This window comes from Thermodesulfovibrio sp. TK500a, from assembly GCF_055381765.1.
The window spans coordinates 1,745,701-1,757,209 of the sequence record NZ_AP041606.1 but is presented as its reverse complement, the minus strand read 5'-3'; the positions used below and the strand labels follow the sequence as shown (position 1 = coordinate 1,757,209).

At 38.5% G+C, this 11,509-nt stretch carries 24 protein-coding genes and 1 tRNA gene; all 25 read right to left on the bottom strand.

What is annotated here, in order from left to right; translation table 11 throughout:
• Window positions 1-47: 47 nt before the first annotated feature.
• Window positions 48-120: transfer RNA gene (locus ACZ430_RS09290), tRNA-Asn, on the bottom strand.
• A gap of 80 nt (window positions 121-200) precedes the next feature.
• The gene (gene rplQ / locus ACZ430_RS09285) at window positions 201-602 is read right to left on the bottom strand and encodes a 50S ribosomal protein L17 (protein ID WP_297210240.1); all 402 of its coding nucleotides are present in this window, start codon (window positions 600-602) and stop codon (window positions 201-203) included.
• A 5-nt stretch (window positions 603-607) separates the two neighbouring features.
• The gene (locus ACZ430_RS09280) at window positions 608-1,639 is read right to left on the bottom strand and encodes a DNA-directed RNA polymerase subunit alpha (RefSeq protein ID WP_297210238.1); all 1,032 of its coding nucleotides are present in this window, start codon (window positions 1,637-1,639) and stop codon (window positions 608-610) included.
• A gap of 33 nt (window positions 1,640-1,672) precedes the next feature.
• The gene (gene rpsD / locus ACZ430_RS09275) at window positions 1,673-2,299 is read right to left on the bottom strand and encodes a 30S ribosomal protein S4 (protein ID WP_297210235.1); all 627 of its coding nucleotides are present in this window, start codon (window positions 2,297-2,299) and stop codon (window positions 1,673-1,675) included.
• Window positions 2,300-2,686 (bottom strand): 30S ribosomal protein S11, encoded by a 387-nt coding sequence (rpsK, locus tag ACZ430_RS09270; RefSeq protein WP_297210232.1) that lies wholly within the window; start codon window positions 2,684-2,686, stop codon window positions 2,300-2,302.
• A 21-nt stretch (window positions 2,687-2,707) separates the two neighbouring features.
• Complete coding sequence (gene rpsM, locus ACZ430_RS09265; RefSeq protein ID WP_297210229.1) at window positions 2,708-3,073, bottom strand: 30S ribosomal protein S13; 366 nt, start codon at window positions 3,071-3,073, stop codon at window positions 2,708-2,710.
• 14 nt (window positions 3,074-3,087) lie between these two features.
• A complete protein-coding gene (gene rpmJ / locus ACZ430_RS09260) occupies window positions 3,088-3,201 on the bottom strand; it encodes a 50S ribosomal protein L36 (RefSeq protein WP_297210227.1) in 114 nt (37 codons plus the stop codon).
• 10 nt (window positions 3,202-3,211) lie between these two features.
• Window positions 3,212-3,430 (bottom strand): translation initiation factor IF-1, encoded by a 219-nt coding sequence (infA, locus tag ACZ430_RS09255; protein WP_297210224.1) that lies wholly within the window; start codon window positions 3,428-3,430, stop codon window positions 3,212-3,214.
• 23 nt (window positions 3,431-3,453) lie between these two features.
• A complete protein-coding gene (gene map, locus ACZ430_RS09250; protein ID WP_297210221.1) occupies window positions 3,454-4,203 on the bottom strand; it encodes a type I methionyl aminopeptidase in 750 nt (249 codons plus the stop codon).
• Window positions 4,204-4,210: 7 nt separating this feature from the next.
• Window positions 4,211-5,518, bottom strand: a complete 1,308-nt coding sequence (secY, locus tag ACZ430_RS09245; protein ID WP_339945308.1) for a preprotein translocase subunit SecY — start codon at window positions 5,516-5,518, stop codon at window positions 4,211-4,213.
• Entirely contained in the window at window positions 5,518-5,958 is a 441-nt protein-coding gene (gene rplO, locus ACZ430_RS09240) for a 50S ribosomal protein L15 (protein ID WP_297210218.1), read from the bottom strand. Before rplO ends, secY begins: the two co-directional genes overlap by 1 nt.
• Window positions 5,955-6,497, bottom strand: coding sequence for a 30S ribosomal protein S5 (gene rpsE, locus ACZ430_RS09235; RefSeq protein ID WP_297210215.1), 543 nt, complete (start codon window positions 6,495-6,497; stop codon window positions 5,955-5,957). The genes rplO and rpsE overlap by 4 nt, the downstream gene beginning before the upstream one ends.
• 9 nt (window positions 6,498-6,506) lie before the next feature.
• Window positions 6,507-6,866, bottom strand: a complete 360-nt coding sequence (gene rplR / locus ACZ430_RS09230; protein WP_297210212.1) for a 50S ribosomal protein L18 — start codon at window positions 6,864-6,866, stop codon at window positions 6,507-6,509.
• Window positions 6,867-6,878: 12 nt separating this feature from the next.
• A complete protein-coding gene (gene rplF / locus ACZ430_RS09225) occupies window positions 6,879-7,421 on the bottom strand; it encodes a 50S ribosomal protein L6 (RefSeq protein ID WP_297210209.1) in 543 nt (180 codons plus the stop codon).
• Between the two features lie 11 nt (window positions 7,422-7,432).
• Entirely contained in the window at window positions 7,433-7,828 is a 396-nt protein-coding gene (gene rpsH, locus ACZ430_RS09220) for a 30S ribosomal protein S8 (RefSeq protein WP_297210206.1), read from the bottom strand.
• Window positions 7,829-7,840: 12 nt separating this feature from the next.
• Window positions 7,841-8,026, bottom strand: a complete 186-nt coding sequence (locus ACZ430_RS09215; protein WP_297210203.1) for a type Z 30S ribosomal protein S14 — start codon at window positions 8,024-8,026, stop codon at window positions 7,841-7,843.
• Window positions 8,027-8,035: 9 nt separating this feature from the next.
• A complete protein-coding gene (rplE, locus tag ACZ430_RS09210; RefSeq protein ID WP_464910565.1) occupies window positions 8,036-8,602 on the bottom strand; it encodes a 50S ribosomal protein L5 in 567 nt (188 codons plus the stop codon).
• Window positions 8,602-8,919 (bottom strand): 50S ribosomal protein L24, encoded by a 318-nt coding sequence (gene rplX / locus ACZ430_RS09205; protein WP_297210197.1) that lies wholly within the window; start codon window positions 8,917-8,919, stop codon window positions 8,602-8,604. Before rplX ends, rplE begins: the two co-directional genes overlap by 1 nt.
• 13 nt (window positions 8,920-8,932) lie before the next feature.
• On the bottom strand, window positions 8,933-9,301 hold the full coding sequence (gene rplN, locus ACZ430_RS09200; RefSeq protein ID WP_297210194.1) for a 50S ribosomal protein L14: 369 nt from the start codon (window positions 9,299-9,301) through the stop codon (window positions 8,933-8,935).
• Window positions 9,298-9,549: a 30S ribosomal protein S17 gene (gene rpsQ / locus ACZ430_RS09195; protein WP_297210191.1), complete on the bottom strand. Its 252-nt coding sequence runs from the start codon at window positions 9,547-9,549 to the stop codon at window positions 9,298-9,300. Before rpsQ ends, rplN begins: the two co-directional genes overlap by 4 nt.
• Window positions 9,550-9,576: 27 nt before the next feature.
• Window positions 9,577-9,774 carry a 50S ribosomal protein L29 gene (gene rpmC, locus ACZ430_RS09190; protein ID WP_297210188.1) on the bottom strand — a complete coding sequence of 66 codons (198 nt, stop codon included), beginning with the start codon at window positions 9,772-9,774 and terminating at the stop codon, window positions 9,577-9,579.
• Window positions 9,771-10,190 (bottom strand): 50S ribosomal protein L16, encoded by a 420-nt coding sequence (gene rplP, locus ACZ430_RS09185; protein ID WP_297210185.1) that lies wholly within the window; start codon window positions 10,188-10,190, stop codon window positions 9,771-9,773. Before rplP ends, rpmC begins: the two co-directional genes overlap by 4 nt.
• Window positions 10,191-10,208: 18 nt before the next feature.
• Window positions 10,209-10,859, bottom strand: coding sequence for a 30S ribosomal protein S3 (rpsC, locus tag ACZ430_RS09180; RefSeq protein WP_297210182.1), 651 nt, complete (start codon window positions 10,857-10,859; stop codon window positions 10,209-10,211).
• 15 nt (window positions 10,860-10,874) lie between these two features.
• On the bottom strand, window positions 10,875-11,216 hold the full coding sequence (gene rplV, locus ACZ430_RS09175) for a 50S ribosomal protein L22 (protein ID WP_297210180.1): 342 nt from the start codon (window positions 11,214-11,216) through the stop codon (window positions 10,875-10,877).
• Window positions 11,217-11,219: 3 nt separating this feature from the next.
• On the bottom strand, window positions 11,220-11,507 hold the full coding sequence (rpsS, locus tag ACZ430_RS09170; RefSeq protein WP_297210177.1) for a 30S ribosomal protein S19: 288 nt from the start codon (window positions 11,505-11,507) through the stop codon (window positions 11,220-11,222).
• Between the last annotated feature and the right edge of the window lie 2 nt (window positions 11,508-11,509).

The following is an 11,509-nucleotide window of genomic DNA, read 5'->3' as shown; positions in this document are numbered from 1 at the left end:
CCTCATGATGCTAAGCATCTGAAGGCAAGATTTTTATCTAATTTAGACTCCTGGGGAGGGATTCGAACCCCCGACCAAGTGGTTAACAGCCACCCGCTCTGCCGGCTGAGCTACCCAGGAATTATATAAAAATAGCAAATTTTAAGAAATTATGTCAATTTAAGAAGAATTTTCTTTGTTTTAAAAGAGCTTACGGCTAATTAGTCTGTTTTTTTCTCTTCTTTAGGCTTTTCCTTTTCCTCCTTAACATAATCCACGAACTCTATGATTGCCATAGGTGCACTATCTTTTATTCGCATTCCCGTTCTCACAACCCTTACATATCCGCCGTTTCTATCGACAAAACGAGGGGCAATCTCTGAAAAAAGTTTTCTTACGAGCTCTCTGTCGGGCAGATAGGATAAAGCAAGCCTTCTTGAGTGTAAATCACCTTTTTTCCCAAATGTAACAAGCCTATCGGCAATTTCCTTTATTGCCTTTGCCTTCGCTAAGGTAGTTTCAATTCTTTCATATTTAATTAAAGAGGCTACAAGACCTCTAAGCAGTGCTTTTCTTTGATTTGCCGTTCTTCCAAAGTGTCTTCCATCAACTCTATGCCTCATTATACTTACCCCCTCTGAGCTTTTTCTTGTAGTTTTTCAATTACTTCTGGCTCTAATATCATTCCCAATTTCAATCCATGTCTTGCCAATACTTCTTTTATTTCATCAAGAGAGCGTCTTCCAAAATTTTTCGTTTTAAGCAGTTCCGGCTCTGTTTTCTGAATTAATTCAGCAACTGTGTTAATCCCCGCACTTTTCAGACAGTTATATGCCCTCACTGAAAGCTCAAGGTCTTCAATTGGCTTTAAAATATTCACATTCAACGAATGCATGTTTAAAACATTATCAATATCTGTAGTATTGCTTTCTGTTTCTCTGGTATGAGAAAGAGAATCCTTTACGAGCATGAAATATTCAAAGTGCTTTATAAGTATCGTTGAAGCTTCGCTTACCGCAACTTCCGGAGAAATACTACCATCTGTCCATACTTCAAGTATAAGTCTATCATAATCAGTATGTTCGGCTACCCTTGTTTTTTCTACTTTGAAATTAACTTTTTTGATGGGGCTGAATACTGCATCTATTGTCATAGCATCAACAGGCAGGTCTTCATCTTTTACCATCTCAGAAGGCACATAACCTCTGCCTCTTTTAATATACAGATACATCTCTAACTGGGCATCGTTATCAATAGAACATATAAACTGGCCTTTATTCAATACCTCATATGTCCCGTCAGTCTTGATAAGTTCGGCAGTAACATCAGCAGGACCTTTAACTTTTATTGAAGCTATTTTTTTGTCAGCTTCTTGAGAATGATACTTGAATCTTATCTTTTTTACATTCAGAATAATGTCAAGTATATCCTCTTTGACGCCTTTAATTGAGCTAAACTCGTGGAGAACGCCGTCTATTCTTATAGCGTAAACAGCTGCTCCATCAAGAGATGAAAGCAGAACTCTTCTAAGAGAATTACCTAATGTTGTTCCATATCCTCTCTCAAGGGGCTCAATAATCAATTTTCCATAACTATCTGTTAGACTCTCTTTTTCAAACTCAACTTTCTTGGGCATCTGAAAGTCTTTATATAAACTCATTTACAGCCTCCTAATTTTTATAGCTTTATAAATTTATTTGGAATAAAACTCTACAATTAGTTGCTCCTGCACTGGAAGCTGCATTTCTTCTCTTTCCGGAATTCTTACAAATTTTCCCTTCATCTCTGCAATATTTACTTCAACCCAAGCAGGAAAACCTCTCTGTTCTGCCAATGCAAGATTTTCTTTTATTACTTCAAGCTCTTTTCCAGCCTGAGTTAATTCAATTTCATCTCCTGCTCTTAATAAATAAGACGGTATATCAACTTTTCTGCCATTAACCAAGAAAAAACCGTGTTTTACCAACTGCCTTGCCTGCCTTCTATTTATTGCAAAGCCCATACGATATATAACATTGTCAATTCTTCTCTCTAAAAGCTTTAAAAGATTTTCTCCTGTTACACCTTTCATCTTTGTAGCTTTTTCAAAGTAGTTCTTAAACTGTCTCTCCATTACGCCATACATTCTTTTTACTTTCTGCTTTTCTCTAAGTTGCAGACCATAATCAGAAAGCTTGCCTTTATTATGTCCATGTTGTCCTGGTGGATATTTTCTTCTCTCGAAGGCACATTTCTCTGTATAACACCTTGTGCCTTTAAGAAAAAGTTTCATGCTCTCTCTTCTGCAAAGCCTGCAAAGTGACTCAGTATACCTTGCCATTTAAACCCTCCTTCTCTTAGGGGGTCTACACCCATTGTGAGGAACAGGTGTCACATCTTTTATTAAATTAATCTCAAGACCTGCTGCCTGTAATGCCCTTATCGCCGTCTCTCTTCCAGCTCCAGGGCCTTTAATCATTACATCTATCTGTTTCATTCCCATATCTATAACCCTTTTTGCAACAGTCTCTGCTGCTATCTGAGCAGCATAGGGAGTTCCTTTTCGTGACCCCTTAAATCCGCAACTACCCGAGGATGCCCAAGCGACAACATTTCCATTTGGGTCTGTAATTGTTATTATTGTATTGTTGAAAGTTGTTTGCACATGGGCAATACCATGAGGAATGTTTTTCTTTACTTTTTTTATGCCTTTTCTTTTTTGTGCCATTAATCTATATGCCCTCCTCTCTTATTTTTTCTTTATCATCTTTCTTCTTGGACCTTTACGCGTTCTTGAGTTGGTTCTCGTACGCTGTCCTCTTACAGGCAAGTTAGCTACATGCCTTAGTCCTCTATAACAGCCAATGTCAATGAGCCTTTTTATGTTCATTGATATTTCTTTTCTTAATTCTCCCTCAACTTTATAGTTCTTCTCTATTTCTGCTCTTATTTTAACTATCTCTTCGTCACTGAGGTCTTTAACCCTTTTGTTAGGGTCTACTCCTGTTTCTTTCAATATCCTGCTTGACAGGCTTCTGCCGATACCAAATATCCTTGTTAAACCTATTTCTACCCTCTCGTTTTTAGGAATATCTACTCCGGCTATTCTTGCCATATCTTACTCCTTTCTTAGCCCTGTCTTTGTTTGTGTTTGGGATTTTCACAGATAATCCGCAAAACACCTTTTCTCTTAATTATCTTACATTTAGAACAAACCTTCTTTACTGAGGCTCTTACTTTCAAATGACACCTCCTATTTAAATCGGTAAATTATTCTTCCCTTTGTAAGGTCATAAGGAGATATCTCTACGAGAACTTTATCCCCTGGTAATATTTTTATAAAATGCATCCTCATTTTCCCCGAAACATATGCTAAAATCAAATGGCCATTGTCAAGCCTTACCCTAAACATAGCATTAGGCAAGGCCTCTTCAATCGTTCCCTGCATTTCAATATTTTCTTCTTTCGGCATAACTTGTTAATATATTATTATTTTTATATTTTAGTCAAGATTTCTGGCCTATCTTCAGTAATTGCAATGGTATGCTCAAAGTGAGCTGAAAGGGAACCGTCCTTTGTAACTACAGTCCAACCATCTTCTAAAACTCTCACATCGAACGTTCCTGCATTCACCATAGGTTCAATTGCCAGTGTCATACCAGCCTTTAATCTGGGGCCTGTGCCCTCGGTTCCAAAATTAGGAATTTGAGGATCCTCGTGCAAAGACCTGCCAATTCCATGTCCAACAAATGCTCTAACCACCGAAAAACCATTAAGTTCCACATGGCTTTGAATGGCTTTTGAAATATCTCCTATTCTCTTGCCAACAACCGCTTGTTCAATTCCTATGTATAAAGACTCCTCTGTTACCTTCAAGAGTCTCTCCGCTTCATTAGATATCTTACCTACCGCATATGTGTAAGCACCGTCACCGTAAAATCCATCCAGGATAACACCTACATCAACACTTACTATATCCCCTTCCTTTATTACCTGCCTTACTGAGGGAATTCCATGAACAACTTGTTCATTGACAGAAACACATACACTTGATGGATACCCTCTGTATCCCTTGAAAGCAGGTATTCCACCCCTTTTAATTATAATTTTTTCAATGAAACTCTCCACATCTTTTGTCGTAAGCCCTTCTTTTATATAGGTTTTTAAGGCCTCAAGAGCTTCAGCAACTATCTGGCAGGACTTCCTTATTTTTTTTATTTCCTCCGAGCTTTTGATAATAATCACTATTTAATCAGTCCTTCCTGCCCTTAATCCTGAATTTTTTGAAAAATCCATCGTAGGACCTGCTAATCATGTGAGTTTCAATCTGAGATACCGTGTCAAGAGCAACGCCTACCGCTATTAAAAGTGAAGTTCCGCCAAAATAAAAGGGAACGTTAAACTCTGCAATGAGTATTTCCGGCAGGACACATACGGCGCTCAGATACAATGCTCCAATAAATGTCAGCCTTGACAAAACTCTGTAAATGTATTCGGAAGTTTTCTGGCCTGGCCTAACTCCTGTGATAAAGCCACCATTTTTCTGCAAATTATCTGCAATTTCTACAGGATTATATATGACAGCCGTGTAGAAATAAGTGAAAAATATTATCAAGCCTACGTAGAAAATAATATGAAGAAAGCTACCTGGCGATAGCTGTTTTGCAAGAGACTGAACCCATGGTATTGCTATAAATCCAGCAATTGTTGCAGGAAACATTAAAACAGAAGATGCAAAGATAGGAGGAATAACTCCTGCAGAATTTATTTTCAAAGGAAGATAGGTCGTATAGCCGCCATACATTTTTCTGCCCACCACTCTTTTGGCATACTGAATAGGAATTCTTCTCTGTCCTCTTTCAATAAATATAATTCCTGCCACTACAGCAACCATTACAACCACAAGGGCTATAACAAAAAATATGGAAAGCTCGCCAGTACGAACAAGATTGTATGTATAGAATATTGCATTAGGAAACCTCGCCACAATTCCTGCAAAGATTATAAGAGAAATTCCATTGCCAATACCTCTCTCTGTTATCTGCTCACCAAGCCACATGAGAAAAGCTGTTCCAGCAGTTAGAGTAATCATGGTTACCAGCCTGAATGACCAGCCAGGCTCTTGAATGAACTGTCCTCCTCCCATTGTCTCAAGCCCAACGGCTATTCCAAATCCCTGAATAGCAGCAATAACTATTGTGGCATAACGGGTGTATCTGGTAATTTTTTTTCTACCTTCTTCTCCTTCTTTTGCAAGCTTCTGAAGAGCTGGAATTACTACAGTTAAAAGTTGAAATATTATGGATGCGCTTATGTAAGGCATCACGCCAAGAGCAAATATTGTAACCTTTGAGAGAGCTCCACCTGTGAATATGTCGAAAAATCCCATGACAGCTCCGCCACGCTCCATGAGAAACTTACTAAGCGCCTCTCCGTCAATACCTGGAGTTGGAATATGAGCGCCTATTCTAAAAACAGCGAGCATTGCAAGGGTGAAAAGAACCCTTGCTCTGAGTTCTGGAATTTTAAAAATATTTCTGAGGGCTGTTACAAGTCCCACTATAAGACCTCTACCTTACCACCCTTTGACTCTATTTTCTGGCGGGCTGTTTTACTTATGGCATGAGTTTTTACTGTAATTGACTTTTCTATATCGCCATTGCCTAAAACTTTCAATCCATCTTTGAGTTTTTTAATAATACCCTTTTCAAGTAAAACTTCGGGAGTTATGATTTCAGCATTAATTTTATTTAAATCAGCCAAATTTACTACGGCATATTCTTTTTTGAATGGAGCATTTGAAAAACCCCGTTTTGGCAGCCTTCTCTGAAGAGGCATCTGTCCGCCTTCAAAGCCTGGTCCCTTTGCTCTGCCCGAGCGTGCTTTCTGTCCTTTATGACCTTTTGTAGAAGTTCTTCCATGTCCTGAACCTAAACCTCTACCTACTCTCTTTGGTTTTCTTTTGCTTCCTTCTGCTGGTTTTAATTCATTTATTTTCATGAAACCTTCTCCTCCTCAACTGTCTGGTTTTCTTCTGTTGCCTCAATCTCTGAGGGCTTTGTTCTGAGTTTTGCAACAGAGGTAGGTTCTTTTAATCTGCTTAATGCTCCAATGGTTGCTTTAACGGAATTAAAAGGATTATGACTTCCAAGAACCTTTGCTACAATATCCTGAACACCTGCTACTTCAAATACAGCTCTTGCAGGTCCTCCAGCGATTATTCCAGTTCCTTTTGGAGCAGGATTTATTACGATTTTTGTAGCACCATATTTATATTCTATTCTATGAGGTATTGTTGTCTCTTTAAGTGGAAAGCTTACAAGATTTTTCTTAGCCTTATCTATAGCCTTTCTAATTGCATCAGGCACTTCTGCTGCCTTGCCTTTGCCTACACCTACAATGCCAGATTCGTTTCCTACCACTACGAGTGCGCTGAAAGAGAATCTTCTACCACCCTTTACAACTTTGGCAACTCTATTTATGTAGACAACTTTGTCTTTGAGATTTAATTCGCTGGCGTTTATTCTTTCCTGCCTCATCCTTCCTCCTTAGAACTGTAATCCCTTTTCTCTCGCAGCATCTGCAAGAGCTTTGATGCAACCATGATATCTATAGCCTGCCCTGTCAAAGACAACCTTTTGAATTCCAATATTTAAAGCTTTCTCTGCTATCATAGCTCCGACTTTCTTAGCAAACTCTATATTGCTTTTGTTAACTTTCACTTCCTTAAATTCTTTGTCCAAGGTTGAAGCTGATACAAGAGTTCTGCCTGTTGTATCATCAACTATCTGGGCATATATGTGGTTTAAGCTTCTAAACACAGACAACCTGGGTCTTTCATTAGTTCCAGATATTTTTTTTCTTATTCTTTGGCGTCTTCTTTCTTTGAGTTCCCTTTTATCGCGCAAAGCTAAACCTCCTTATTTCTTTCCTGTTTTGCCAGGTTTTAATTTCAATGTTTCATCGGCATATCTAATTCCTTTTCCTTTATACGCATCTGGAGGCCTTATGGCTCTTAAGTTTGCCGCTATCTGCCCGAGCAACTGTTTATCAATACCGTAAAGAGTGATTGTTGTCTGCTTGTCATCAACGGTAGCTTTAATGCCTTCAGGCAAGGGGAATTCAACAGGATGGGAGTAACCGATATTGATTACGAGCTTGTTTCCGCTAAGCTGTGCTCTGTAACCTACACCAACTATCTGAAGAGCTTTTGAAAATCCCTGTGACACACCCGTTATCATATTTGAGATAAGGCTTCTTGCAAGTCCATGAAGAGCTCTTGTTTTTGAAACCTCTGAATTTCTTGTTACTACTAAAGTTTTACCTTCTAATGTAGCAGTTATACCCTCTGGCAGGCTATAACTGAGTTGCCCCTTGGGCCCTTTAACGCTAACACTACTGTTTTCTATTTTTACCTCTACACCGTCTGGTATTAGAATAGGCTTCCTACCGATTCTTGACATTCTATCACCTCTTACCATACATAACATAATAATTCACCACCGACGCCTCTCTGTCGGCATTCTTTATCAGTCATAATTCCCATTGATGTGGTCAGAATAGCTACTCCGAGCCCTCCCATAATGCTTGGTATTTCTGCCTTTCCAACATACACCCTTCTGCCAGGCTTACTCACCCTTTGTAAATTGGAGATAACAGAATCTCCCTCGGGAGTATATTTTAGATTCACTCTAATTATGCCCTGTTTTTTATCTTTGATGATTTTATAAGATTTTATAAAACCCTCTTCTTTCAGTATCTTTGCAATTTCTATCTTTATCCTTGAGGCAGGTATATCCACCTTGTCTGCTTTTACTTTAATGGCATTTCTGATTCGAGTAAGCATGTCTGCAATTGGGTCAGTTAACATATCCTCACCTCTCTACCAGCTTGATTTTACAACTCCCGGGATTTTCCCGGCATTTGCTAAAAATCTGAAACAAATTCTACATAGGCCAAACTGTCTTAAATAACCTCTCGAACGGCCACAAACTCTGCAACGATTCCTTACACGAACTTTAAATTTAGGTGGATACTTTGCTCTTTCTATTTTACTTTTCCTTGCCACAACCCCTCCTTATTTTCTGTATGGCATTCCAAATTGTTTCAATAATTCCAGTGCTTCCTCATCTATTTTCGCAGTTGTGCATATGATTATGTCCAAGCCGTGTATCATTTCAACTTTGTCGTAGTCAATTTCAGGAAATATGAATTGTTCCTTTATACCAAAGGCATAATTGCCTCTACCATCAAAGGACTTCTTTGAAAGTCCCCTGAAATCTCTAATTCTTGGCAAAGCGAGGGAAATTAATCTATCAAGAAATTCATACATTCTTTCTCTTCTCAATGTTACCTTTGCACCTATAGGCATTCCCTTTTTCAACTTGAAAGCTGCTAAAGGCTTTTTTGCCTTAGTTATGAGAGGTTTCTGTCCTGTTATCAAAGCAAGTTGTTTTTCTGCCGCATCAAGTAGTTTTATGTTCTGAATTGCTTCTCCAAGAGTAACATGAACAACTATCTTCTCAAGCTTTGGAACTTCCATTATATTCTTGTAATTAAATCTCTTCATTAAAGCTGGAATTATGTCACTATAGTATTTTTCCTTAAGACGTGGTGTGTATTTCTTTGTTGCTTCAGCAGTCATTAGTCAATAACCTCCTTGCACTTCTTACAAACTCTCACCTTCTTGCCATCCTCTAAGACTCGTGCACCGATGCGAGCAGGTTTATCACATTTTGGACAAACAAGCATCACCTTTGCCCTTGGAATAGGCCCTTCTTTCTCTATTATTCCTCCTTGAGGATATTTTCTGGTTGGCTTTTGATGTTTTTTTAGTATGTTTACCCCTTCAACAATAACTCTTTCTTTCTTGGGCATTACAGCCAGAACCCTTCCCTTTTTATCTTTATCTTTACCCCAAAGAACTAAAACCGTATCTCCTTTTTTAATACCTAAACTCACCTTATTCCTCCATCTATATGACTTCTGGAGCAAGAGAGACTATTTTTGTAAACTCTTTCCATCTTAACTCTCTTGCTACAGGACCGAATATTCTTGTTCCTATTGGCTCAAGCTGGTTATTAACTAATACGACGGCGTTCTGGTCAAATCTTATATAAGAACCATCAACTCTTCTTATGCTCCTACGAAGCCTCACAATAACCGCCTTAGCAACAGAACCCTTTTTTATATTGCTGTCTGGCAGAGCCTCTTTTACGCTAACTATAATTATATCTCCTAAACTTGCATACTTTCTATTGGAACCTCCCATAACTCTTATGCACTGAACCTTTTTGGCTCCTGAGTTATCAGCAACTTCAAGAATGCTTCTTGGCTGAATCATCCCTCTTCACCCTCCTTCACAATTCTTAAAACTTTCCATCTTTTTGTTTTACTTATTGGGCGGCTCTCAATTATTTCTACAAAGTCTCCCACCTTGCATTTATTTTCTTCATCGTGGGCCTTATACTTTTTTCTTGTTTTAATTGTCTTCTTGTAAAGAGGATGCTGAAAGACTCTCTCGATAGAGACCACAACAGTTTTATCCATTTTATCACTAACAACCGTACCTTTGAGTATCTTTTTTGGCATTTCCCTACTCCTTAAAACTCTTTATTTTCAGTTTTTCTTTTTTTCAATTTCTGTTGCAACGGTAAGTATTCTGGCAATATCTTTTTTTACAGTTCTTATCCTTCTTACATTCTGAAGCTCACCCTTTGCCAGCTGAAATCTCAAATTAAACAGCTCTCTTCTGAGCTCCATCTCCTTTTTCTTTAACTCCTCTGGTGAAAGATTTCTTAATTCTTTAGCCTTCATACAAAACTCTCCTGCCTTTTAACAAATTTTGTCTTTATCGGAAGCTTATGAGCCGCAAGTTCAAAAGCCTCTTTAGCCACTTCTTCTGAAACTCCTGAAATCTCAAACATTACTCTGCCTGGCTTAACCACCGCTACCCAAAACTCTGGATTACCCTTTCCTTTTCCCATTCTTGTCTCTGCTGGCTTTCTTGTAATTGGTTTGTCTGGGAAAATTCTTATCCAGAGCTTACAACCTTTTTTAGCGTGCCTCATTATTGCCACTCTCGCAGCCTCTATCTGCCTTGATGTAATCCATGCAGGTTCTAAGGCCTTCAATCCAAAATCACCAAAAGAGACAGAACTTCCTCTGTAAGCTATGCCTTTCATTCTGCCTTTCTGCATTTTACGAAATTTAACTTTCTTAGGAGCTAACATAATTCGTACCTCACCCAATTAATAGTTGTAATTTATATACCGACCAGGCTGAACTTCGTCTTTGAATATCCATACCTTAACACCAATAATTCCATAAGTAGTCTTTGCTTCTGCAAAACCATAATCTATGTCAGCCCTGAAGGTGCTGAGAGGAACTCGTCCTTCCCTATACCACTCAGTTCTTGCTATCTCTGCTCCTGCTAACCTTCCTGCACAAGAGACTTTTATTCCCTTTGCACCAAATCTTATGGAAGATGCAACGGCTCTCTTCATTGCTCTACGATAGGCAACTCTTTTTTCTATCTGAAGAGCTATGTTTTCAGCAACAAGCTGAGCATCAAGTTCAGGTCTTCTTACCTCTTTTATCTCAATATTTGCTTGTTTACCAGTTATATCTTCAACTTCCTTTTTAAGCTTTTCGACTTCTGCACCTTTTTTGCCAATTATTATTCCTGGCCTTGCTGCAAAGATAATTACTTTGATTTTTTCTCCCACTCTCTCTATCTCAATTCTTGCAATTCCTGCATGATAAAGTTTTTCTTTCAAACTCTTCCGTAAATTCAAATCTTCAATTAATTGGTCCGCATAGGCCTTCTTTGAGAACCATCTGCTCTCCCATGTCCTAATTATTCCTATTCTGTTTCCTATTGGATTTGTTTTTTGACCCAACTCATCACCCCCAGTTTAATTTTCTTCTGAGCCAACGTATATAGTTATATGGGAGGTTTTCTTCTTAATTATGTTTGCCCTTCCCATTGCTCTGTGCTCTATTCTTTTGAACATTGGCCCCTGGTCTACATAGGCCTTTACTATTTTTAAAGCGTCAATGTCAACTCTTGGATTTTTCTGTTCGGCATTCGCTAACGCGGACCTCAAAAGCTTTTCAATTATTCTGGCACCTCTGTGAGGCATATATTTGAGGGTCAATAGAGCCTCGCCAGCTTTTTTTCCTCTAATTAAATTGATAACCCTTCTTGCTTTTGTTGGAGTTATGCGAGCATATCTTAATATAGCCCTTGCTTCCATGTTTTATTTCCCCTTAGCCTTTTTCTTCTCTTCTGAGCCTGCATGGCCCTTGAAAGTTCTGGTAGGTGCAAATTCACCTAATTTATGTCCAATCATGTTTTCCGTAACATAGACAGGTATGAATTTTCTTCCGTTATGAACTGCAAAGGTTAGGCCGATGAATTCTGGCACAATCGTTGACCTTCTTGACCATGTTTTAATCGGCTTTTTATCTCCACTCTCTATAGCCTTTTTAACCTTTTCCATAAGTTTTTCATCAACAAAGGGACCTTTTTTTAATGATCTCGCCACTT